25 protein-coding genes are annotated in these 21,280 nt (G+C 76.4%); 14 read left to right on the top strand and 11 right to left on the bottom strand.

Annotated features, from left to right (window positions below):
• Positions 1-39 precede the first annotated feature (39 nt).
• Positions 40-1,035, bottom strand: a complete 996-nt coding sequence (locus ACI781_RS01195; RefSeq protein WP_456564241.1) for a metal ABC transporter solute-binding protein, Zn/Mn family — start codon at positions 1,033-1,035, stop codon at positions 40-42.
• A 119-nt stretch (positions 1,036-1,154) separates the two neighbouring features.
• On the opposite strand from ACI781_RS01195, the gene ACI781_RS01190 reads away from it, so the two are divergent.
• Entirely contained in the window at positions 1,155-2,339 is a 1,185-nt protein-coding gene (locus ACI781_RS01190; RefSeq protein ID WP_456564240.1) for a benzoate/H(+) symporter BenE family transporter, read from the top strand.
• 6 nt (positions 2,340-2,345) lie between these two features.
• On the opposite strand, the gene ACI781_RS01185 is transcribed toward ACI781_RS01190, so the two are convergent.
• The 5 genes from ACI781_RS01185 to ACI781_RS01165 form a co-directional block, all read right to left on the bottom strand.
• Positions 2,346-3,965, bottom strand: a complete 1,620-nt coding sequence (locus ACI781_RS01185) for an ABC-F family ATP-binding cassette domain-containing protein (protein WP_456564239.1) — start codon at positions 3,963-3,965, stop codon at positions 2,346-2,348.
• Positions 3,966-4,014: 49 nt separating this feature from the next.
• Positions 4,015-4,236, bottom strand: coding sequence for a three-helix bundle dimerization domain-containing protein (locus ACI781_RS01180; protein ID WP_456564238.1), 222 nt, complete (start codon positions 4,234-4,236; stop codon positions 4,015-4,017).
• Positions 4,237-4,344: 108 nt separating this feature from the next.
• Entirely contained in the window at positions 4,345-4,776 is a 432-nt protein-coding gene (locus tag ACI781_RS01175) for a DUF1801 domain-containing protein (protein ID WP_456564237.1), read from the bottom strand.
• 11 nt (positions 4,777-4,787) lie between these two features.
• Positions 4,788-4,997, bottom strand: a complete 210-nt coding sequence (locus tag ACI781_RS01170; protein WP_456564236.1) for a hypothetical protein — start codon at positions 4,995-4,997, stop codon at positions 4,788-4,790.
• A gap of 10 nt (positions 4,998-5,007) precedes the next feature.
• The gene (locus ACI781_RS01165; protein ID WP_456564235.1) at positions 5,008-5,592 is read right to left on the bottom strand and encodes a class I SAM-dependent methyltransferase; all 585 of its coding nucleotides are present in this window, start codon (positions 5,590-5,592) and stop codon (positions 5,008-5,010) included.
• A 47-nt stretch (positions 5,593-5,639) separates the two neighbouring features.
• Between ACI781_RS01165 and ACI781_RS01160 the strand changes: the two genes are divergently transcribed.
• Positions 5,640-6,701: a winged helix DNA-binding domain-containing protein gene (locus ACI781_RS01160; RefSeq protein ID WP_456564234.1), complete on the top strand. Its 1,062-nt coding sequence runs from the start codon at positions 5,640-5,642 to the stop codon at positions 6,699-6,701.
• Positions 6,702-6,737: 36 nt separating this feature from the next.
• Positions 6,738-7,709: an aldo/keto reductase gene (locus tag ACI781_RS01155; RefSeq protein ID WP_456564233.1), complete on the top strand. Its 972-nt coding sequence runs from the start codon at positions 6,738-6,740 to the stop codon at positions 7,707-7,709.
• Between the two features lie 112 nt (positions 7,710-7,821).
• On the opposite strand, the gene ACI781_RS01150 is transcribed toward ACI781_RS01155, so the two are convergent.
• From ACI781_RS01150 to ACI781_RS01140, 3 genes are read right to left on the bottom strand one after another with little or no spacing between them, the layout of a single operon-like run.
• Complete coding sequence (locus tag ACI781_RS01150) at positions 7,822-8,283, bottom strand: nitroreductase family deazaflavin-dependent oxidoreductase (RefSeq protein ID WP_456564232.1); 462 nt, start codon at positions 8,281-8,283, stop codon at positions 7,822-7,824.
• Positions 8,284-8,301: 18 nt separating this feature from the next.
• The gene (locus tag ACI781_RS01145) at positions 8,302-9,558 is read right to left on the bottom strand and encodes a glutathionylspermidine synthase family protein (protein WP_456564231.1); all 1,257 of its coding nucleotides are present in this window, start codon (positions 9,556-9,558) and stop codon (positions 8,302-8,304) included.
• Positions 9,555-9,956 carry a hypothetical protein gene (locus ACI781_RS01140; protein ID WP_456564230.1) on the bottom strand — a complete coding sequence of 134 codons (402 nt, stop codon included), beginning with the start codon at positions 9,954-9,956 and terminating at the stop codon, positions 9,555-9,557. Before ACI781_RS01140 ends, ACI781_RS01145 begins: the two co-directional genes overlap by 4 nt.
• Positions 9,957-10,069: 113 nt before the next feature.
• On the opposite strand from ACI781_RS01140, the gene ACI781_RS01135 reads away from it, so the two are divergent.
• The 4 genes from ACI781_RS01135 (at position 10,070) to ACI781_RS01120 (ending at position 14,476) form a co-directional block, all read left to right on the top strand.
• Entirely contained in the window at positions 10,070-11,659 is a 1,590-nt protein-coding gene (locus ACI781_RS01135) for a helicase HerA-like domain-containing protein (protein ID WP_456564229.1), read from the top strand.
• Positions 11,660-11,757: 98 nt separating this feature from the next.
• Complete coding sequence (locus tag ACI781_RS01130) at positions 11,758-12,606, top strand: formate/nitrite transporter family protein (protein WP_456564228.1); 849 nt, start codon at positions 11,758-11,760, stop codon at positions 12,604-12,606.
• Positions 12,607-12,682: 76 nt separating this feature from the next.
• A complete protein-coding gene (gene ypfJ / locus ACI781_RS01125; protein WP_456564227.1) occupies positions 12,683-13,597 on the top strand; it encodes a KPN_02809 family neutral zinc metallopeptidase in 915 nt (304 codons plus the stop codon).
• Positions 13,598-13,669: 72 nt separating this feature from the next.
• Complete coding sequence (locus ACI781_RS01120) at positions 13,670-14,476, top strand: enoyl-CoA hydratase/isomerase family protein (RefSeq protein ID WP_456564226.1); 807 nt, start codon at positions 13,670-13,672, stop codon at positions 14,474-14,476.
• Here ACI781_RS01120 and ACI781_RS01115 read toward each other — a convergent pair.
• Positions 14,473-15,315, bottom strand: coding sequence for a siderophore-interacting protein (locus ACI781_RS01115; RefSeq protein ID WP_456564225.1), 843 nt, complete (start codon positions 15,313-15,315; stop codon positions 14,473-14,475). The genes ACI781_RS01120 and ACI781_RS01115 overlap by 4 nt on opposite strands.
• A gap of 326 nt (positions 15,316-15,641) precedes the next feature.
• Between ACI781_RS01115 and ACI781_RS01110 the strand changes: the two genes are divergently transcribed.
• From ACI781_RS01110 to ACI781_RS01080, 7 genes are all read left to right on the top strand, one after another.
• The gene (locus ACI781_RS01110; RefSeq protein ID WP_456564224.1) at positions 15,642-16,478 is read left to right on the top strand and encodes a hypothetical protein; all 837 of its coding nucleotides are present in this window, start codon (positions 15,642-15,644) and stop codon (positions 16,476-16,478) included.
• A 3-nt stretch (positions 16,479-16,481) separates the two neighbouring features.
• The gene (locus tag ACI781_RS01105) at positions 16,482-17,018 is read left to right on the top strand and encodes a phage holin family protein (protein WP_456564223.1); all 537 of its coding nucleotides are present in this window, start codon (positions 16,482-16,484) and stop codon (positions 17,016-17,018) included.
• Positions 17,019-17,059: 41 nt separating this feature from the next.
• Positions 17,060-17,731, top strand: a complete 672-nt coding sequence (locus tag ACI781_RS01100; protein ID WP_456564222.1) for a DUF3618 domain-containing protein — start codon at positions 17,060-17,062, stop codon at positions 17,729-17,731.
• A 179-nt stretch (positions 17,732-17,910) separates the two neighbouring features.
• On the top strand, positions 17,911-18,288 hold the full coding sequence (locus tag ACI781_RS01095) for a response regulator transcription factor (protein ID WP_456564221.1): 378 nt from the start codon (positions 17,911-17,913) through the stop codon (positions 18,286-18,288).
• Entirely contained in the window at positions 18,285-19,538 is a 1,254-nt protein-coding gene (locus ACI781_RS01090) for a sensor histidine kinase (protein ID WP_456564220.1), read from the top strand. Before ACI781_RS01095 ends, ACI781_RS01090 begins: the two co-directional genes overlap by 4 nt.
• Before the next feature lie 188 nt (positions 19,539-19,726).
• Complete coding sequence (locus ACI781_RS01085) at positions 19,727-19,888, top strand: hypothetical protein (RefSeq protein ID WP_456564219.1); 162 nt, start codon at positions 19,727-19,729, stop codon at positions 19,886-19,888.
• Positions 19,882-20,520, top strand: a complete 639-nt coding sequence (locus tag ACI781_RS01080; protein WP_456564218.1) for a response regulator — start codon at positions 19,882-19,884, stop codon at positions 20,518-20,520. Before ACI781_RS01085 ends, ACI781_RS01080 begins: the two co-directional genes overlap by 7 nt.
• 22 nt (positions 20,521-20,542) lie before the next feature.
• On the opposite strand, the gene ACI781_RS01075 is transcribed toward ACI781_RS01080, so the two are convergent.
• Positions 20,543-21,241 (bottom strand): response regulator, encoded by a 699-nt coding sequence (locus ACI781_RS01075; RefSeq protein ID WP_456564217.1) that lies wholly within the window; start codon positions 21,239-21,241, stop codon positions 20,543-20,545.
• Positions 21,242-21,280: the final 39 nt, after the last annotated feature.

Here is a 21,280-nt window from a genome sequence, read left to right as displayed (position 1 = left end):
CCCCCCGGCCGGCACGGTGGACGCCGCGGCCCCGGGCGGTCAGCCCCGGGCGAGGGCGTCGGAGAGCGCCCGGAGCTGGGCGAGCTGCCAGTCCACGAACGACATGCCGTCCTCCGGCACGGACTCGGTCACCTCGACGACCGGCACCCCGGCCGCCTCCGCGACCGACCGCAGCCGCTCGGGGACCCCGCCCTCGGTCTGGGTGTTGTAGACGAGGACGTCCACCCCGCCGCCCCGCAGCGCGGACTCGAACTCGGCCACGTCCCCCGGGGCCGGCTCGGTCTCGTTGCCGGCGGCGTCGTGGTAGCCCTCGGGCGTGACGTCGGTGAGGCCGATCTCGCCGGCCATGCGGTCGAAGACGGACTCCGTGGCCGCATACGTGCGCCCCGCGGCCACGACCCGCAGCGCCTCGACCTCGGCCCGGTACGGCGCGAGCTGCTCGCCCCAGGCGCTCGCCCGCTCGGCGAGGTAGCCGGCGGCGTCGGGCGAGAGCTCGGTGAGCTCCGCGGTGACCGCGGCGGACGCCTGCTGCACGAGCTCCGGCGAGTACCACAGGTGCGGGTCCACCCCGCCGTGCCCGTGCTCCTCCTCGTCCTCCTCGGCGTGCTCGACCGCGGCGCCGGTCTCCCCGGCGCGCTCACCGGACTCCGCGCCCACGGCGTCGGCGAGGTCGAGGACGACCGGTGCCGGGTCGACGTTGCCGGCGGCGTCGGCCGCCCAGTGGTCGTAGTCGGCGCCGTTGAGGACGACCAGGTCGGCGTCCTCGAAGGCGGCGACGTCACCCGTCGTCGGCTCGAAGTCGTGCGGGTCGACGGCCACCGAGTCGACCACCGTGGTCACCGAGGCGCAGTCGCCGCCGAGGCTGCGGACGACGTCGCCCCACTGCCCGACGGAGACGACGACGTCGACGACCTCGCCGGGGCAGGCCTCGGCGTCGCCCGCGCTGGTGGAGGGACCGCCGTCGTCGCTGCCGCAGGCGGAGAGCAGCAGGGCGGCGGCCCCGGTGAGGGCCAGGACGGTGGGACGGCGACGCATGTGGGTGCTCCAACGGTATGGGAATGATTCTCACTCCCATACTGCCGCATCCCCGCCGCCCCGCGACACCCCACCCCTCGGGGCGGGGGCCGCCCCCACGGGCCACTACCGTCGCGGCGGTGAGTCCGCGCGCGGAGGGCCTGTCCCGGCCGGTGTCCGCGGGCGTGGTCTCCGCGCTGGTCGGCTTCACCAGCGCCTTCGTCGTCGTGCTCGGCGGGCTCACGGGCGTGGGCGCCGACGCCGACCAGGCCGCGAGCGGGCTGCTCGCGGTGACGGTGACGGTGGGCCTGTCCTCGGTGCTGCTGGCGACCTGGACGCGGACGCCGATCACCGTCGCCTGGTCCACCCCGGGAGCGGCGCTGCTGGCCTCCACCGGGGTGGTCGACGGCGGCTGGCCCGCCGCGGTCGGCGCCTTCCTCCTCACCGGCGTGCTCGTCCTGGCGACCGGCCTCGTGCCGCCGCTCGGGGCGCTGATCGCCCGGATCCCCGTGCCGGTGGCCCAGGCGATGCTCGCCGGCGTCCTGTTCCAGCTGTGCCTGGGCCCGGTCACCGGCCTGTCGGTCAACCCCGCCGCGGTCGCCCCCGTCGTCCTCGCGTGGCTGCTCGCCCTGCGCCTGGCGCCGCGCTGGTCCGCCCCGGCCGCGTTCGCCACCGCCACGGTCGTCATCGCCGTGCACGTCGCCACGTCGGGCGCGACGGTCGACGCCGGATCGCTGCTGCCGCGGGTCGAGCTCACCGCGCCGGCGTTCACCCTCGGCGGCCTGGTCGGGATCACCCTGCCGCTGTTCCTCGTGACCATGGCCTCGCAGAACGTCCCCGGCGTCGCGGTGATGGCGGGCCTGGGCTACCGGGTGCCGTGGCGGCGCTCGATGCTGGTGACCGGCACCGCGACCATCGCCGGCGCCCCGGCCGGCGGGCACGCCGTGAACCTCGCCGCCATCAGCGCGGCCCTGGCGGCCGGCCCCGACGCGGGCCCCGACCGCTCCCGGCGCTGGGTGGCCAGCGTGACCGCCGGGACCGTCCTGGTCGTCCTCGGCATCGCGTCGGCCGCCTTCGGCACCCTCGTGTCCCTCGCACCCGCCGGGGTCGTCCCCGCCGTCGCCGGCCTGGCCCTGCTCGGCACGCTGGCCGCGTCGCTGCAGGCCGCGCTCGACGAGCCCGCGGACCGGGTCCCCGCGGTCGTCGCCTTCGCCACCGCCGCGTCGGGCCTCGCGATCGCGGGGGTCAGCGCCGCCTTCTGGGCGCTGGTCGCCGGCCTCGCCGTCCGCGCCGTGCTCCGGTCCGGGCGGCGCCCGCCGGCCTGACCGGCGTCAGCGGGCGCGCACCACCCGCGTCTCGTCGAACACCGGCTCACCCGACTCGTACACCCGCCCGTCGGAACCGAAGACCAGGAACCGGTCGAAGGAGCGGGCGAACCACCGGTCGTGGGTCACGGCGAGCACGGTGCCGTCGAAGGCGGCCAGCGCCTCCTCCAGCGACTCCGCCGAGAGCACGTCGAGGTTGTCGGTCGGCTCGTCCAGCAGCAGCAGCGTGGCGCCCGACAGCTCCAGCATCAGCACCTGGAAGCGCGCCTGCTGGCCGCCCGACAGGGTGCGGAAGGGCTGGTCGCCCTGATCGGCCAGGCCGTACCGGCGCAGCGCCGCCATGGCCCGGCCCCGGTCCACGCCGGGCCGGCCCGGCTCGCCGTGCCACAGCAGGTCCACCGGCGTGCGGTCCAGCCACTCGGGGTGCGCGTGGGTCTGCGCGAACAGCCCGGGGACGACGCGCGCGCCCAGCCGCCACGAGCCGGTGTGCGCCACCTCCTGGCCGGCCAGCAGCCGCAGGAAGTGCGACTTGCCGGCCCCGTTCGCGCCCAGCACCCCCACCCGGTCGCCGTAGAAGACCTCGACGTCGAAGGGCTGCATCAGCCCGGTCAGCTCCAGCCGCTCCGCCGTCACCGCGCGCACCCCGGTGCGGCCACCGCGCAGCCGCATCGACACCTGCTGCTCCGGCGGCGGCTCGGGCGGCGGCCCCGCGGCCTCGAACTTCGCCAGCCGGGTCTGCATCGCCGAGTACCGCGACGCCATCGCCGGGGAGTTCTTCGCCTGCTGCTGCAGGGTGCGCACCAGCTCGACCAGCCGCTCGTGCTCGTCCTCCCAGCGCCGGCGGACCTCGCCCAGCCGCTCGTGCCGCGCCGCTCGGGCCTCCGGGTAGCTGCCGAAGCCGCCGCCGTGCACCCACGCCGTCCCGCCCTCGACGGTGACCACCCGGTCGGCGACCCGGGCCAGCAGCTCCCGGTCGTGGCTGACGAACAGCACCGTCTTGCGGGTCTCCAGCAGCCGCTCCTCCAGCCAGCGCTTGCCGGGGACGTCGAGGTAGTTGTCCGGCTCGTCCAGCAGCAGCACCTCGTCGGGCCCGCGCAGCAGCGCCTCCAGCGCCAGCCGCTTCTGCTCCCCGCCGCTGAGCGTCGACAGCTCCCGGTACTTGCAGCGGTCGTAGGGCACGCCGAGGGCGGCGACCGTGACCGTGTCCCAGGTGACCTCGGCGTCGTAGCCGCGGGCGTCGCCCCAGGCCGCCAGCGCCTCGGCGTAGGCCAGCTGGGTCGGCTCGTCGTCGGCCTCCATGAGCGCGAGCTCGGCGTCCTCGAGCGCGACCCACGCCGCGCGCAGCGGCGGCGGGGAGAGGTCGACCAGGAAGCGCTGCACCGTGGTGTCGTCGCGCACCGAGCCGATGAACTGGCGCATCACGCCCAGCCCGCCGGTCCGGGCGACGCTGCCGTCCTCCGGCACGAGGTCGCCGGCGACGATCCGCAGCAGCGTCGTCTTGCCCGCGCCGTTCTCCCCGACCAGGGCCGCCCGGGCGCCCTCCCCCACGCGGAAGGAGACGTCGGACAGCAGCACCCGCCCGTCGGACAGGGTGTGCCGGATCCCGCTGACGTCGACGTAACCCACCCGGACAGTCTCCGGGGACGGGCAAGCGCTTTCGGCGGCCGGCCCGGCGTCAGGCGGGCCGGTCGCCCGACTGCAGCCGCGCCCGGGCCAGCCGCTCGACGAGCTCGGGCAGGGCGGTCGCCGGGACCCCGCTGAGGTCGCGGCGGCAGCTGCGCACCACGGTGCCGATCACCTGCGGGCGGAGCGTGGCGCGGAACTCGGCGGTCAGCCGGTTCACCGCCTGGTCGACCGCGGCGTCGTCGTCGGTCGTCCTGTCCAGCACGCGCGTCATCCGTGATCCTCCCCCTGGTGTCCGCGCCGGGCCGGCTCTCCGACCGGCGCGAGGACACCGTGCCCCGGCCGGCGGCGGGAGACCAGGGACCTAGGGCCCACCCGCAGGTCAGCCGCTGGCGTACCCGTTGCGACCCTCGGCGGTCGCGGCAACGGCGTCGCGCACGAGGGCGGCGAGCTCACCGGCGTCCACCCGGTCCAGGGTGGGGAAGCGGATGCAGCTCTTCCCGCAGGACACCCGGCCCAGCCGCTCGGCCCGCGCCTCGGCGATGTACTCGCCGTCGACCACGGCGCACACGTACAGGGACAGGTGCCGCTTCTGCGCCGCCAGGGCGACCAGCGGCCAGGTGCCGGCGACCTTCGCGCTCCGCGGCTTGTAGGGCATCAGGCCGTAGCCGAGCATCTGCCCGCTGCCGGCGGGGACCAGCTGCCGGTCGATGCCCGGCGCGGCCGCGGTGACCAGCGCGTCGACGCGGCGCAGCTCCGCCTCCCGGTCACCGGCCGCGGCGAACCACCGCTCGATCTCCTGCGACGCCTCCACCGCGCCTCCCCTCAGCCGAGGACCAGGGACAGCGCCGTGGCGACCGCGGCCAGCAGCATCACCAGCACGACGACCGCCGCGACGAGCCGCCGCCGCCGCTCGGCGTCCCGGCCACCGGCGCCACCCATCCCCATCACGCGCCGCACGCTACCGCCGGCGACCGACATCCCTCCCGTGATCATCGTCGGGTGGCTGCCCCCGGCGGCGTGTCGGGCAGCCACCCGCCGATGATCACGGCCGGGAGGGGCGGCGGCCGAGGAGCAGCGTGTCCAGCGCGGTCCCGGCCGGGGTCTCCCGCGTCACCTGCGCCAGCCGGTCGACGTCGAGCAGGGCCGCGACGGGCCCCAGCCGGGCGACGCCGTGCAGGACCGCCGGCTCCTGCGGCCCGCCCACCCCGTGCTCGAGGTTGTCGACGTCGTGGCCGAGCACCAGCAGCCGGCCGCCGGGCCGCAGCCAGCCGACCGCCCGGGCGAGCAGCTCCTCCAGCTGGGGCGGCGGCAGGTGCAGGTAGGCGACCAGCACCAGGTCCACCGGCCCCGCCGGCCCGGGCCAGGTCAGGACGTCGGCGGTCACCCACTCCACCTGCGCGGCCCCGGGGCGCTCCCGGCCGCGGGCCAGGCCGGCCGCCGAGAAGTCCACCGCGGTGACCCGCCACCCGCGGGCGGCCAGCCACAGCGCGTGGCGGCCCTCCCCCGCGGCCAGGTCCACCGCCGTCCCCGGCGGGAGGTCGGCCAGCAGCTCGGCCACGAGCGCGTTCGGCTCACCGGACCACTGCTGCTGCTCGGCGTACCGGGCGTCCCACGCCTGCGCGTCCACGCACCGATCCTGGCAGGACCGTCCCCGGGCAGTGCCAGGCTGCGGGCATGACCTCGATCCCGCCGGGCGAGCTCGCCCTGCTGCGCCTGGTGGCCCAGCGGCTGGCCGGGCCGCCGGCCGCGAGCGCCGCCGACGCCGTCCGCGGGCTGCTGTGCGCGCAGGGGCAGGACCTGCCCGGTGCCCTGACGTCGGTCGCGCTGCGCACCCGGGAGCGGTCGGTGGCCGGCGTCCGGGCCGCCCTGGACGCCGGCGAGGTGGTGCGCTCCTGGCCGATGCGCAGCACCCTGCACCTGCTGCCGGCCGAGGAGCTGCCCTGGCTGCTGGAGCTGTGCGGGCCGCGGGTGCTGGCCGGCGCGGCGCGGCGGCGGGCCACCCTCGGCATCACCGAGGCCGACATCGAGCGGGCCCGCGAGCGGGCGGTGCAGGTGCTCTCCGGCGGCCGGCGGCTGGGCCGCGCCGCGCTGCTGGCGGAGCTCGGCCAGGTCGTCGACGTGCAGGGCCAGCGGGGCTACCACCTGCTCTGGTACACCGCGCAGACCGGCACGACGTGCCTGGGCCCCACCGACGGCGGCGAGCAGGCGTTCGTGCTGCTCGACGAGTGGGTGCAGACCCCGCGGCGGCTGTCGGGCGAGGAGGCGCTGGCCGAGCTCGCCCGCCGGTACCTCACCGGCCACGGCCCGGCGTCCGACGCCGACCTGGCCCGCTGGGCCGGGCTCACGCTGCGCGACGTGCGCACCGGCATCGCCGCCGTCCGCGACGAGCTGGCCACGGTGGAGGTCGAGGGGCGGCAGTTGTTCATGGCCCCCGACCTCCCCGACCGGCTGGCGGCCTGCCGGGCCGCGGCCGAGGACGCCGTCCTGCTGCTGCCGGGCTTCGACGAGCTCGTCCTCGGCTACGCCGACCGGACCTGCACCGTGCCGGTCGAGCACGCCGACCGCATCGTGCCCGGCGGCAACGGGATGTTCCGGCCGACCGTCGTGCGCGGCGGCCGGGCGCTGGGCACCTGGCGCCGGTCCGGCAGCGGCGCGCGGCGGGCGGTCGCGGCCGAGCCCTTCACCACGTTCCCCGCCGCGGTCGCGGCCGCGATCCGGGCCGCCGACCTGCCCTGACGTGCAGCGTCCGCCGCGCCGGACCAGGGTGGGGGCATGGAGTACACCCGTCTCGGCACCACCGGCCTCGAGGTCTCACGGATCTGCCTCGGGATGATGAGCTTCGGCGACCCCGCCCGCGGGCCCCACCCCTGGAGCCTGCCGGAGGAGGAGAGCCGCCGGGTCATCAAGCGGGCGCTGGAGGCGGGCGTCACCTTCCTCGACACCGCGAACGTCTACTCGGCCGGCTCCAGCGAGGAGATCACCGGCCGCGCGATCCGCGACTTCGCCGACCGGGAGGACGTCGTCCTCGCCACCAAGGTGCACGGGCGCATGCGGCCGGGCCCCAACGGCGCGGGGCTGTCCCGCAAGGCGATCCTGGCCGAGCTGGAGGCCTCGCTGCGGCGGCTGGGCACCGACTACGTCGACCTCTACCAGATCCACCGGTGGGACAGGCGGACGCCGATCGAGGAGACCCTGGAGGCGCTGGACTCCGCCGTCCGGTCGGGGAAGGTGCGCTACCTGGGCGCCTCGTCGATGTGGGCGTGGCAGTTCAGCAAGGCGCTGTACCTGGCCGGGGAGCACGGCTGGCACCGCTTCGTGTCGATGCAGGACCACTACAACCTGCTGCAGCGGGAGGAGGAGCGGGAGATGCACCCGCTCTGCGTGGACCAGGGCATCGGGGTGATCCCGTGGAGCCCGCTGGCCCGCGGGCGGCTGACCCGCGACCCGGACGAGGGCACCACGCGGTCGGAGACCGACGACTTCGGCCGGACGCTCTACGCCGACGCCTCCGACCGGGCGATCATCGAGCGCGTCGCGGAGGTCGCGGCCGCCCGCGGCGTCCCGCGGGCTCAGGTGGCGCTGGCGTGGGTGCTGTCCAAGCCGGTGGTGACCGCGCCGATCGTCGGCGTCACGAAGGACGCGCACCTGGACGACGCCGTCGCCGCCGTCGACCTGCGGCTGACCGACGAGGAGATCGCGCGGCTGGAGGAGCCCTACCGCCCGCACGAGGTCGTCGGCTTCTGACCCCGACTCCCCCGCGATCATGGGCGAGTGACCGCCCGGCCCGGCGCGTCCGCGCGTGTCGGCGGCGCCTTCCCCGTGATCGCGGGGGGACAGGCGGGCGTGGGGGCCCTCATCAGGCGGGGTTGGCCGGCTCCGCCCGCTCGACCACGAACACCGGGATGAGCCGGTCGGTCTTCCGCTGGTACTCGGCGTAGGGCGGGAAGGCGGCGACCGCCCGCTCCCACCACTGCTCGCGCTCCTCGCCGGTGACCTCGCGGGCGACGCCGTCCCACGGCTGCGGCCCGTCCTGCACCGTCACCTGGTCCGGGTGCGCCCGCAGGTTGGCCACCCAGGCCGGGTCCGTCGGCGCCCCGCCCTGCGACCCGACCATGGCGTAGGCGCCCCCGTGCTCGACGCGCATGAGCGGCTGCTTGCGCACCTTGCCCGACCGCACCCCGCGCGTGCTGAAGACGCAGACCGGCAGCCCGGTGTCGCGCAGGGTGTTGGCCTCCCGGCCGCCCGTGGCCTCGTAGCGCTCGACCTGCTCGCGCACCCAGGCCTGCGGGCTCGGCTCGTACTCCCCCTCCAGCGGCATGCCCCGAACGTAGGCCGGTCAGCCGTCCGCGGCGCGGTGGGCGGGCCAGGCGGCGTGGTGGTCCACGGTGTGCGGCACGAAGAAGCTGAGGTTGTCGGTGACCAGGCCCTCGCTCTCCCGGATGCCCAGCCCCGCCGGCTCCCCGTCGACCACCCAGGCCCCCAGGACCGGGTGGTGCGGGCCGTCCACGCCGGCGAAGTCCGGCAGCGGCGCGAACTCCTGGGCGACGAAGCCCTCGGTGCCGTACCGGCCGGGCAGCTCCACGGCCACCTGCCCGTCGCGCACGATCGCCACGTTCGCGCCCTCCCGGCCCCACAGCGGCTTGCGCACGTAGGTCCGCCACGAGGCCGGCATCTCGTCGGCGAAGAAGGCCGGCAGCAGCAGCTGCGACAGCACCGGGTCGCTGCCGAACATCTCCCACAGCACCGGCAGCAGCGCCTTGGTGCTCCACAGCATCTTGTAGGGCGGCTCGACCCACGTGGTCCCGCCGGGCCGGGCGCCGTCGGCGAGGACGGCGGGCCCGAACTCGTCCTCGAGCAGCCACTCCCAGGGGTAGAGCTTGAAGACGACGTCGAGGTGGCGGCCCTGCTGGTCGTAGAACCGGCCGTCGCCGTCGTCGAGGACGACGTCCTCCACCAGCAGCTCGACCGCCTCGTACCCGGCCTGCACGACGGTGTCCATCAGGTAGGCGACCGTCATCCGGTCCTCGCCGGACCTCTCCTCGCTGGTCCACGCCAGGTGCACCCGCGGGCGGATGCCGGTGCGCCGCTCCCAGCGCAGCAGGTTGCGCTGCCAGGCCGCCACGAGCTTGTCGTGCAGCGCGTTCCACTGGTCCTCGCCCTGGCCGGTGAACAGGTGCCAGTTCCACTGGGTCACCGCGGCCTCGACCAGGCCGGTGGGGGTGTCGGCGTTGAACTCCAGCAGCTTCGGCGGGCCGGTGCCGTCGTAGCGCAGGTCGAAGCGGCCGTAGACGCTCGGCGGCTCGGCCTCCCAGGTGCGGCGGATCTCCGGCCGGGCGATCGGCGGGATCCCCATCCGGTCGAACAGGTCCCGCTCGACCACGTGGTCGCCGGCCGCGACGCACATCTCGAACAGCTGGGACACCCAGCCCTCGAGCCGGGTGACCTCGTCCGCCGTGAAGTCGTAGAACGGGCCCTCGCGCCAGTAGCTGCGGACCTCGCCGCCGGGCAGGTAGGTGCGGTTGTAGACCAGGCCCTGGGCCTCGATCTCGGCCTCCCAGCCGGGCCGGACGACGCCGCCCTCGATCCGCCTCAACTGCCGGAGCCGGTCCCGACGCGCCCGCCGGTGCCCGACCCGATGCCGCCGCTCACCCGCGTGCCGCCGGAGACCTTGCCGCTGGCCGGCAGGCCGGCGTTGCGCCGCGCGGTGGTGTCCCGCGGGTCGATGCGGGTGCCGCCCCGCGGGAGCACGGTGCCGACCGGCAGCCCGCGGCCGAACCCGCCCACGTAGAGGAAGAACAGTCCCCCGCCGCCGCCACCGCCGGAGTAGCCGTCGTCGCAGTAGTCGTCGTCGACGATCTCGCCGTCCTCGTCGACGCAGTAGGCGACCTGCTCCTCGTCGTCGTCCGAGCCGCAGGCGGCCAGGAACCCCGTCGCGGCGGTCGCCAGGACCGTCGTCGTCAGGGCGCTCTTCACGCGGTTGGACACCGCCACGGACCCTCCCCCGCTCGTCGTGACCCCTGGACCCTAGATGAGGTCCTCCCGGCCCCCGTGCACTCGGCGGCCGGCGACGGGCCGGGGCGGCGCGGCCGGGTTAGCGTCGCCGGATGGGTGAGACGGACGACCCTGTCGCGGTGGCGGCGCGCATCGCCGCCGGGTATGCCGTCGACGGCCCGGCGCTGCACCTGGGCGCCGTGGTGGTCGACGGCCGGGCGGAGCCCACCGCGCAGGTGGGCCTGCCGCTGGCGGTGCTGAACCGGCACGGGCTGATCGCCGGGGCGACCGGCACCGGCAAGACCAAGACGCTGCAGCTGCTCGCCAAGCAGCTGTCGGCGGCCGGGGTCCCGGTGCTCGTGGCCGACCTCAAGGGCGACCTGGCCGGGCTGGCGCGGCCCGGGGCCGGCGGGGAGAGGGTCCGCGAGCGTGCCGCCGCGACGGGCGACGACTGGGCGCCCGCCGGCTGCCCGGTGGAGTACCTCGCGCTCGGCGGGCTGGGCACCGGGGTCCCCGTGCGGGCCACCGTGACCGACTTCGGCCCCGTGCTGCTGGCCCGGGTGCTCGACCTCAACGCCACCCAGGAGAGCTCGCTGGGGCTGGTCTTCCACCACGCCGACGACGCCGGGCTGCCCCTGCTGGACCTCGCCGACCTCCGCGCGGTGCTCACCTGGCTGACGAGCAGGGCCGGCAAGGCCGACCTGGAGGGGCTGGGCGGGCTGTCGAAGGCGACCGCCGGCGTGATCCTCCGCGAGCTGGTCGCGCTCGAGGACCTCGGCGGCGACGTGTTCTTCGGCGAGCCCGCGTTCGAGCCGGCCGACCTGCTGCGCACCACCCCCGACGGGCGCGGGGTGGTCAGCGCCGTCGAGCTGCCCGCGATCCAGGACCGGCCGGCGCTGTTCTCGACGTTCCTCATGTGGCTGCTCGCGGAGCTGTTCGAGGAGCTGCCCGAGGTCGGCGACCTCGAGCGGCCCCGGCTCGTCTTCTTCCTCGACGAGGCGCACCTGCTGTTCACCGGCGCCAGCAAGGCGTTCCTGGAGGCGGTCACCCAGACCGTGCGGCTGATCCGCTCCAAGGGCGTCGGGGTCTTCTTCGTGACGCAGAACCCGACCGACGTCCCGCGGCCGGTGCTGGCCCAGCTGGGCAACCGGGTGCAGCACGCGCTGCGCACCTTCACCCCGGAGGACGCCGACGCGCTGGCCAAGACGGTGAAGACGTTCCCCCGCAGCGCCGACTACGACGTGGCCACCCTGCTCACCTCGCTGGGCACCGGCGAGGCCGCGGTCACCGTGCTCTCCGAGCGGGGCGCGCCGACGCCGGTCGCGTGGACCATGCTGCGCGCGCCGCGCTCGCACATGGGCACCGTGGAGCCCGAGGCGATGGCCGCGGCCGTCGCCGCCTCCCCGCTGCAGGCGCGCTACGGCACGGCGGTCGACCGCGAGTCGGCCCGCGAGATGCTCGCCGCCCGGCTGGCGCCACCGCCGGCGCCCGCCCCGCAGCCGGCGCCCGCGCCCGACCCCGGGCCGTTGCCGAGCCCCTGGCCGGAGACGGAACAGCCACCGGAGCCCCGCCGCCGGAGCCCGGCGGACCGCGACGACGGCCTGTTCGGGAAGGCGCTGGGGTCCTTCGCCCGCTCGGTGGGGACGGCGCTGGGCCGGGAGATCACCCGCGGCCTGTTCGGCACCCGCCGACGGCGGCGCTGACTCCCCCGCCGTCCCCTCGTCGCCGGGCGGCGGCGCTCCGGCGGCGATAGCGTCCCGCTGCACGGGAGCCCGTCCCGCTGCCGTGCCCGGAGGTCCTGATGACCGACAAGCAGCCGCCCGAGATCGCGCAGGTCGCGGCCGAGGCCGGGGCGAAGAAGGTGCACCGGACCTGGGACCGGGTCCTGGTGAGCAGCTTCCTGGCCGGCGCCTACATCTCCTTCGGCGCCCTGGTGGCCATCACGGTCTCCTCGGGCCTGGACCCGGGGACGTGGGGCACGCTGCCGACGCTGTTCATGGGCGCGGCCTTCACGCTCGGCCTGGTGCTGGTCCTCGTCGCCGGCTCGGACCTGGCCACGGGCAACATGATGCTGGTCCCGCTGAGCGCGATGCAGGGGCGGATCACCGGCCGCGACGTCGTCAGGAACCTCACCCTGGTGCTGCTGGGCAACCTGATCGGCGCGCTCGTCGTCGCGTTCTTCCTCGCCGTCCAGACCGGCGTGATCGGGCACTCCGGTGCCAGCGGCAGCGCGGGACTGACCTTCGAGCGGCTCTCGGCGATCGCCGGGGCCAAGGCCACCGGCGAGTCGCACTGGCAGGTCTTCCTGCGCGGCATCGGGTGCAACTGGCTGGTCTGCGTCGCGGTGTGGATGTCGCTGGCGACGACGAGCGTCGCCGGCAAGATCCTGGCCGTCTTCTTCCCGATCATGGCGTTCGTGGCCATGGGCTTCGACCACGTCGTGGCCAACATGTTCTTCCTGCCCGCGGCGATGTTCGCCGGCGTCGACGGGATCACCTGGGGCGACACCCTGCTGAACTGGCTGTTCGCCGGGCTCGGCAACCTGGTCGGCGCGGTCGTCTTCGTGGCGACGTCGTACTGGTACCTGTTCCTCCGCGACCAGCCGGCCGTCGTCCCGGCCGGCGGCGGCGAGGCGGCCGAGCGCGCATGAGCGGCGCCCGGCCGGGGCAGTGCCCGGGCCGGGCGGCACCGACGCGGGTGCCCGGCGGACCGGGAGGGCACCACGGATGAGGTACCGCGAGGGCGGGCGGCTGGACACCTCCGGCGTGCAGGACCGCCGGGGCATGGGCGGCGGCCGGGGCCTCGCCGTCGGCGGTGGCGGGCTGGGGCTGGTCGGCGTCCTGGTCCTCGTGCTGTTCCAGGTGCTCGGCGGCGGGGACGGTGGCGGCGGCGCCGGGGCCGCCCTCGGGCAGCTGGGGTCCCTGGGCCAGGGGCAGACCGCCGACAACGGTCAGCTCGCCGAGCAGTGCCGGACCGGGGCGGACGCGAACGACTCCGTCGACTGCGCCGTCGTCGCCGACATCGACTCCATCCAGGACTACTGGTCCGGCGTGCTCGGCGACCGCTACGAGCCGACGCAGACCGTGTTCTTCTCCGGCCAGGTGCAGACGAGCTGCGGCGGGGCGACCGCGGGCTCGGGCCCCTTCTACTGCCCGGCCGACCGGCTGGTCTACATCGACCTGTCGTTCTTCGAGACCCTGCAGCAGCAGTTCGGCGCCGAGGGCGGACCGTTCGTCAACGCCTACGTCATCGCGCACGAGTACGGCCACCACGTGCAGAACCTGCTCGGCACCAACCAGCAGGTGACGCCCGGGGAGACCGGCCTGGCGAGCGGCACGGTGCGGCTGGAGCTGCAGGCCGACTGCTACGCCGGCAGCTGGGCCAACCACGCCGAGACGGTGCCCGACGAGTCCGGGGAGCCGCTGATCGCCGAGATCACCCAGGACGACGTGGACCGCGCGCTGGACGCCGCGAGCCGGATCGGCGACGACTTCATCCAGCGCGAGCTCGGCGGTGGCACCGTCGACCAGGACACGTTTACCCACGGCTCGTCGGAGCAGCGCCAGCGCTGGTTCAGCACCGGCTACGAGACCGGCGACCCGGCGCGCTGCGACACGTTCGGCACCGACGACCTGGGCTGACGGAGGACCCCTCGCCCCCACACCTCGCAGGCTCGGCGCGGGCCCCTGCGAGGGGGCCGACAGGATGGGGGCATGGCGGCGCACCCGACTCCCGAGCACCTGACCCTCACCCGCGACGGCCTCGGCCCCGGGATCGCCGTCCTCACCATCGACCGGCCGGCCAAGCGCAACGCCCTCACCGCCGGCATGTGGCGGGACCTGCCCGCGGTGCTCGCCGGCCCGGCGGCCGACCCGGACGTGCGGGTGCTGGTGGTGACCGGCGCGGGCAGCAGCTTCTGCGCCGGCGCCGACATCACCGACCTGCTCGGCGGCCCGGACGCCGAGGACCCGATGGCGGCCCTGCGGCGGGACAACCTCGCGGCGCAGGCGGCGCTTCGCGAGTTCCCGAAGCCGACGATCGCGATGGTCCGCGGGCACTGCATCGGCGGCGGCGTGGAGCTGGCGACCTGCTGCGACCTGCGCTTCACCGACGACACCGGCGTCTTCGGCGTGACCCCGGCCAAGGTCGGCATCGTCTACACGCCCGAGTCGACCAAGGCGCTGCTCGACCTCGTCGGCCCGGGGCTGACCCGGTACCTGCTGTTCAGCGGCGAGCTCGTGGACGCCCCGACCGCGCTGCGCGCCGGCCTGGTCGACCGGCTGCTGCCCGCCGCCGAGCTGGAGGCGGAGGTGCGCCGCTTCGCCGCGGTGCTGGCCGCCCGGTCCGCGCTGACCCAGCGGGCGACCAAGGAGGTCGTCGCCGCGCTGCTCACCGGCGGGGACGGCCGGTCCGAGGCCGCCCGCTGGTACCGCGAGACGATCGCGGCCGGGGAGCTCGCCGAGGGCGTGGCCGCCTTCGCCGAGCGCCGCTCCCCCGCGTTCCCCTGGCCGGCCGCCTAGACCGCCACGGACTCCTCGTCGGCCTCGACGGCGGCGTTCCACTCCGGCTTCTCGGCCTGCCAGCGGTCCTCGGTGCGCCCGATCCGCCAGTAGCCCGACACCGACAGGCGCTCGCGCGGGACGGCGAGGTCGGTGCGCAGCCACCGGCGCAGCGCGCGGACGGCGCCGGCCTCCCCGTGCACGAACGCCTGCACGTCCCCCTCCGGCAGCGGCGCGGCCAGGACGGCGTCCACCAGCGCGGCGCCCGGGACGGCGTCGCCCCGGTGCACCCAGGTCAGCTCCGCCCCGGCGGGCAGGTCCAGCGCCTGCTCCTCGCTCGCGTCGGCCACCTCGACGAAGGCGAGCGCGCGGGCTCCGGCGGGGAGCCGCTCGAGGGTGGCGGCGATCGCCGGCAGCGTCGTCTCGTCCCCGACCAGCAGGTGCCAGCCGGCCTCCGGCGCCGGCGTGTAGGCGCCGCCGGGGCCGAACAGGACGACGGCGTCCCCGGGGCGGGCGGCCTGCGCCCAGGGGCCGGCCAGCCCCTCGTCGCCGTGCGTGACGACGTCGAGGGTCAGCTCGCCGGCCGCGGCGTCCCACCGGCGGACCGTGTAGGTGCGGGTGGCGGGCCACAGCTCCCGCGGGTGCTCGGCCTGCACGGCGTCCGGGTCGAAGGGCGCCCCGTACGGCGCTCCGCGCGGCGGCAGGACGAGCTTGACGTAGGAGTCGGTGTGCTCGGGCGCGAAGCCGGCCAGCCCCTCCCCGCCGAGCACGACGCGGACCAGGTGCGGGGTGACCCGCTCGGTGCGGACGACCGTGGCCTGGCGGGCGGCGCGGCGGCGACGGGGTGTGGACTCGGCCATGCGGGCCTCCAGTCGGCATAGGAGAGCCTCACCTTACTCCGCACGCCGACCCGAGCCTCCCGCCCGCTCGTTTCGGTCGATCACGGGCGGGTACCGGCTGATCCGCAGGCCGGTGGCCCACTCAGACACGGTGGGGGCGCCGGGCCGGCGCCCACCGCGGGGTCGCCGGCCGGCCTCCCTCCACCGCTCCCAGGTCGCGTCGACGCGACCGGCTGGAGCCTGAGCGCGGCCCGCACGGACGCGGCCGGCTGCGCGCTCCGCACCACAGGAGCGCCGAGCGGTCGAGCAGCGCGCAGACCCCGATCCCCATCGCCCGAGGAGGACCGATGACCCACTCGATCGACACCCCGTTCCCGCCGCCGCCCCCGACCACCGGGACCGGCACGACCACCCCCGCCAGCGGCGCGACCAGCCCCACCGGCGGGTCGCCGTCCACGACCGACGTCGCCCGGGACGAGGCGCGCAACGTGGGCCAGACCGCCGCGCAGGGCGCCGGTCAGGTGGCCTCCACCGCCGCCGACCAGGCCAAGGAGGTCGTGCAGGAGACCAAGGCGCAGGCCCAGGACGTGCTCGCCCAGGGCCGCGACCAGCTGCGCCAGCAGGTCGTGTCCCAGCAGCAGAAGGCCGGGCAGGGCCTGGCCGGCCTCGCCGATGCCCTCCGCGGCATGGCCGAGGGCAACGCCCCGGCCCCCGGACCGGCCGCCGACCTGGTGCGCCAGGGCGCCGGCAAGATGGAGGAGCTCGCCCACCTCCTGCAGAACCGCGAACCGGGCGACCTCCTGGAGGAGGTCCGCTCCTTCGCCCGGCGCAAGCCCGGCACGTTCCTGCTCGGTGCCGCGCTCGCCGGCATCGTGGCCGGCCGGCTGACCAGCGGCGTCAAGGCCGCGCACACCGACTCCGGACCGACCAGCTCCGCCGGCAGCGCCACCTACCGGACCCCGGCGAACTACGTCGACCCGGCGCCGGCCTACTCCGGCTACGCCGACTCGACCAGCACCTACACCGAGGCCACGACCGGCTACGGCACCCCGACGCCCGGCACGTACGGCGCCCCCGTGCCGCCGCCGCCGTACGGCACGGTGCCCCCGGCGGACAGCACGCTGCCGCCGACGGCCCCCGCGGGCTGGGACGACCCGGCCCGTCGCCCGGGCGGGGTGGTCTGAGCCATGACGTCCCCCTACTCGGGCGCCACCCCGGTCGGCACCCCGCCCAACTACGGCGAGGCACAGCCCAACTACGCCGTCGGCCCCGACCAGTACGGCGCCCACGCCGGCGCCCCGGTCTCGGGTGACCTCGGCACGCCCATGACCCCCGAGGGCCGCCCCGCCGTCGAGGGCACCTCGGTCGGCCAGCTGATGGGCGAGGTCGCCAAGGACCTCTCCACCCTGATGCGCCAGGAGCTCGAGCTGGCCAAGGCCGAGGTCAAGGCCGAGGCCACCAAGGCCGGCAAGGGCGCGGGGCTCATGGGTGCCGCCGGCTTCGCCGGCTACATGGTGCTGCTGTTCCTCTCCATCGCCCTGTGGTGGGCGCTGGAGAACGTCATGGACGCCGGGCTGGCCGCGCTCATCGTCGCGGTCCTCTGGGGCGTCATCGGCGGGATCGCCTTCGTGATGGGCCGCAACCAGCTCAAGAAGGTCAACCCGAAGCCCGAGCGCACCGTGGACACGCTGTCCCAGGTGCCCGGCGCCCTGAAGCCCTCCTGACCCGCGGCCCCCGGCCCCCCACATCCCTGGAGAGACCACAGATGACCACGAGCAACGACCCGGACGTCATCCGGCGGCAGATCGAGGAGACCCGGCGCGAGCTCAGCTACGACGTCGACGCCCTCAACGAGAAGGTCAACCCCGCCCGTGTCATGGACCGGCGGGTCACCGCGGCCAAGAGCCGCGTCACCCGAGTCAAGGAGAAGGTGATGGGCACCGCGCACGACACCACCTCGACGGCCCAGTACCACGCGCACAACGCCGCGGGATCGGTGCAGGGCGCCGCCTCCAGCGCGGCCGACTCGGTGCAGGGCGCCGCGCAGCAGGCCGCGCACGCCGTCCAGCAGGCCCCGGACACGATCGTGCGGCAGACCCAGGGCAACCCCCTGGCGGCCGGGCTGATCGCCTTCGGCGCCGGCTGGCTGGTCTCCAGCCTGCTGCCCGCCACGCAGAAGGAGCAGCAGCTGGCCCAGCAGGCCGAGACGGCCCTGCGGGAGAACAAGGACGCGCTGCTCGCGCCGGCCAAGCAGGCCGCGCAGGAGATCGGCGAGGAGCTCAAGCCGGTCGCGCAGCACGCGGTCGAGGAGGTCCGGTCCACCGCGACCGACGCCGCGCAGACCGTCAAGCAGGAGGGCCAGTCGGCCGCGGCCGACGTGCAGGGCCAGGCCCAGCAGTCCAAGCAGACGGTGCAGAGCCAGGCCGGCAGCAGCTGAGCCGGCGGCCCCGTCCAGGGGTCGAGCACGCAGCGCGCCCCGCCGGGTCCTCCCCGGCGGGGCGCGCTGCCGTGTGCGGCCGGGTCACCTGGTCGGGTGAGCCCGCCGCCCGCGCGCTGCAGCCGCGCCCCGGGGACGCCGACGTCGAGGAGGGAGACCGCCGACGGAGGGAGCGCACCGTGGAGCAGCCGGCACCCCGCGTGCTCGTCGCCGACGACGAGGAGGACATCCGCGGGCTGGTGCGGCTGGCCGTGCGCCGGGCCGGGTGCACCGTCGTCGCCGAGGCCGCCGACGGCCGGGCCGCCCTGGACGCCGCGCGCACCCACCTGCCCGACCTGGCGGTGCTCGACGTGACGATGCCCGGCGCCACCGGCCTGGAGGTGTGCACCGCGCTGCGGGCGGACGCCGCCACCGCCGCCGTCCCCGTCCTGTTGCTGTCGGCCGGGGCGTCGGCCGACGACGTCGCCCGCGGCCTGGCCGCCGGCGCCGACAGCTACCTGGCCAAGCCCTTCACCGTCGCCGGCCTGGTCGCGCGCGTGCGGGAGCTGACGGCGTGACCGCGGTCGCGGGGACGCCGGCCCCCGACGTCGAGCGGCTGACCGCCGAGGTCGCGCGGCTGACCGCCGAGCGCGACGCCCTGCGGGCGCGGATGCAGGCGCGCGACGACGAGCTCGAGGTCGCCACCCGCATGCTGGCCGCCCGCGCCCAGACGATGACCAGCGTGATCGACGCGGTCACCGAGCAGTCGATCATCGGCACCGACGTCGACGGCCTGGTCCGCGTGTGGAACCCCGGGGCCGAGCGGCTGCTGGGCCTCCCCCGCGCGGACGTCGTCCGCCGGCGGCACGTCACCGACTTCCACCTGCCCGAGGAGCTGGCCGCGTCCGGCGGCGGCCTGGGGGCGCTGGTCGGGGTGGCGCGGGCCGAGGGCCGCGACGTCCGGGACTGGACCTACGTCACCGCCTCCGGCGAGCACCGCACGGTGTCGGTCGCCGTGACCCCGCGCAGCGACGACTCCGGCGGGCACGCCGGCTGGAACTTCGTCGGCACCGACATGACCGAGGTGCGTGCCACCGAACGCCTCAAGGACCAGTTCGTCAGCCTCATCAGCCACGAGCTGCGCACCCCGCTGAGCTCGATCCTCGGGTACCTGGAACTCGTCCTCGACGACCCGGACCAGCCGCTGAGCGACGAGCAGCGCAGCCACCTGGCCACGGTGGAGCGCAACGCGCAGCGGCTGCTGCGGCTGGTCGGGGACCTGCTGTTCACCGCCCAGGTCGAGGCCGGCCGGTTCACGCTGCAGCCGGAGGACGTCGACCTGGGCGCCCTGCTGCACGCCGCCGAGGAGACCGCCCGGATCGCCGCGGCGGCCGCGGGGGTCGCGCTCGTGCTCGACCTGCCCGGCGGGCCGCTGGTGGTGTCCGGCGACCCGGTGCGGCTGGGCCAGGCCTGCGACAACCTGGTCTCCAACGCCGTGAAGTTCACCCCCGCCGGCGGCCGCGTGACCCTGGCGCTGCGCGCGGGCTGGCAGGCGCCGGACGGCGGGTTCGGGGAGGAGCCGGCGCCGGGCGCGGAGCCGGTGGCCCGGATCGCGGTCACCGACACCGGCTACGGCATCCCCGCCGCCGAGCTCGACCAGCTGTGCACCCGCTTCTTCCGCGCCTCGACCGCGCGGCGCCACGCCGTCACGGGCGTCGGCCTCGGCCTGTCGATCACCCGGGCCATCACCACCGCGCACGGCGGCACGCTCGACGTCACCAGCACCGAGGGCCGCGGCACCACCTTCACCCTCACGCTCCCCCGCTGACCGCCGCCGGGCCCCGCCTTGCGCGGATCTTGCGGAACGGGCGCGGCGGCCGTGCGGTGGCGCGGGCAGCGTCGTCCGCGTCGCCGGGGCACCAGGGCCCGGCGCGCGGCACAGGAGGACGACATCGCGACGACCCGCACCACCGGCACGACCCTCGCCGCGACCGGCCGCCGCCGGGCGGGGACGCCGTGAGCGACGACCGGCGGACCGCCGCCGTCTGGGCGGCGCTGGCCGGCCTGCTGGTCGCGCTGGGCGTGACCGGCTCGCTGCCGGTCTGGGCCGCGGCCGCCTCCGACCGGGCCCCGGCGTGCGCGGACGCGCCGGCCGCCTCCGGGGCCGGCCGGTGCTGACCGCCCTGGTCGTCGGCGCCGACCGCTCGGCCACGGCCGCGCTCGTGGCCGCGGCCGGGTGGCGGGTGCACGAGGTGCCCGGCGTCCGGGAGGCGCTGGCCGCGGCGCGCGCCGAGGCGCCCGACCTCGTGGTGGCCGACCTGGGGATGCCCGGCGGCGACGGGGTGGCGCTCCTGCGGCGGCTGCGCCTGGCCGGCTGCCGCGCGCACCTGCTCGGCACCGCCGACGCCGCCGTCCCCGGGGACGTGGTCGCGGCGGCGCGGGACGCCGGAGCGCTCGCCGTGCTACCCGCGCCGGTCGACGCCGGCGTCCTGGTCCGGTTCCTGCTCGGCCGGCTCACCACCGGTCGCGCGGCTCCCGACGGCCCCGTCGCCGCAGGCGCGGAGCTCGCCGGGCACCTGCAGGAGCTCTACGCGCGGGCCCTCCCGGGCCGGCTGTCCGCGATCGGGGACCGCGCCCGCGCCGGGGACGCCCCCGCGCTGGCGGCGGCGTCCACCACCCTGGCCGGCACCAGCGCCCAGCTGGGGCACCCCGAGGTCGCCGGGCTCTGCCGGGCGATCGCCGCCGACGCCCGCCGGGGCGTGCTCGCCCACGACCTGGTCGACCGGTTGCTCGGCCTCGCGACGGCCTGAGCGGCGGTCCCGCGGACGGCCGTCAGGCGACCAGGCGGTAGCCGACGCCGCGGACGGTCTTGATCTCGGCCGCGCGCAGGCCGGCCGCCTGCAGCTTGCGGCGCAGGTTGGACATGTGGGCCTCGACCAGGCGCACGCTGCCCGCCCAGTCGGTCTGCCAGACCTCGCGCAGCAGGGTCTCCCGCTGCAGCACCCGGCCGGGCCGGGAGGCCAGGGCCGCGAGCAGGTCGAACTCGGTGCGGGTCAGGTCGACGACGGCGCCGTCGACGCGGACCTCGCGGGTGTCCTCGTCGACCTCCAGGTCGGCCAGCCGGCGGACGGCGTCCGCGGCGGGCGGCTCGGCCGCGACGGGCACCCGGGGACGGCGGAGCATCACCTGCACGCGGGCGACGAGCTCGCGCGGGGAGAACGGCTTGGACATGTAGCCGTCGGCGCCGACCGCGAGGCCGATCAGCAGGTCGACCTCCTCGGCGCGCGCGGTGAGCATGAGGACGTAGCACTCGGACTCGGCGCGGATCTGCCGGCAGACCTCGGTGCCGTCGGCGTCGGGCAGGCCCAGGTCCAGGACGACCACGTCCGGCGCGCGGCGGCGGACCTCGGCCAGCGCCTCGGCGCCGGTGGCGACCGCCCGCACGTCCATCCCGGCGCGGGACAGCACGGTGACGACCAGCTCCCGGATCTCGTCGGTGTCCTCGACGACCAGCACGGACTGCTCGGTCACGACGTGCTCCTCCGTCCCCGATGGGTCAGCGGCGGCGCG

The sequence above is a fragment of the Blastococcus sp. SYSU D00695 genome, assembly GCF_054050555.1.
The sequence above is the reverse complement of the archived record's forward strand: the minus strand, read 5'-3'. Positions and strand labels throughout refer to the sequence as shown.

Excerpts from the sequence above, each read along its gene's own strand:
- ACI781_RS01195 (WP_456564241.1), bottom strand. The coding sequence starts at position 1,035 with ATGCGTCGCCGTCCCACCGTCCTGGCCCTCACCGGGGCCGCCGCCCTG.
- ACI781_RS01180 (WP_456564238.1), bottom strand. The coding sequence starts at position 4,236 with ATGACGCGCGTGCTGGACAGGACGACCGACGACGACGCCGCGGTCGAC.
- ACI781_RS01160 (WP_456564234.1), top strand. The coding sequence starts at position 5,640 with ATGACCTCGATCCCGCCGGGCGAGCTCGCCCTGCTGCGCCTGGTGGCC.
- ACI781_RS01155 (WP_456564233.1), top strand. The coding sequence starts at position 6,738 with ATGGAGTACACCCGTCTCGGCACCACCGGCCTCGAGGTCTCACGGATC.
- ACI781_RS01150 (WP_456564232.1), bottom strand. The coding sequence starts at position 8,283 with ATGCCGCTGGAGGGGGAGTACGAGCCGAGCCCGCAGGCCTGGGTGCGC.
- ACI781_RS01135 (WP_456564229.1), top strand. The coding sequence starts at position 10,070 with ATGGGTGAGACGGACGACCCTGTCGCGGTGGCGGCGCGCATCGCCGCC.
- ACI781_RS01130 (WP_456564228.1), top strand. The coding sequence starts at position 11,758 with ATGACCGACAAGCAGCCGCCCGAGATCGCGCAGGTCGCGGCCGAGGCC.
- ypfJ (WP_456564227.1), top strand. The coding sequence starts at position 12,683 with ATGAGGTACCGCGAGGGCGGGCGGCTGGACACCTCCGGCGTGCAGGAC.
- ACI781_RS01120 (WP_456564226.1), top strand. The coding sequence starts at position 13,670 with ATGGCGGCGCACCCGACTCCCGAGCACCTGACCCTCACCCGCGACGGC.
- ACI781_RS01115 (WP_456564225.1), bottom strand. The coding sequence starts at position 15,315 with ATGGCCGAGTCCACACCCCGTCGCCGCCGCGCCGCCCGCCAGGCCACG.
- ACI781_RS01110 (WP_456564224.1), top strand. The coding sequence starts at position 15,642 with ATGACCCACTCGATCGACACCCCGTTCCCGCCGCCGCCCCCGACCACC.
- ACI781_RS01105 (WP_456564223.1), top strand. The coding sequence starts at position 16,482 with ATGACGTCCCCCTACTCGGGCGCCACCCCGGTCGGCACCCCGCCCAAC.
- ACI781_RS01100 (WP_456564222.1), top strand. The coding sequence starts at position 17,060 with ATGACCACGAGCAACGACCCGGACGTCATCCGGCGGCAGATCGAGGAG.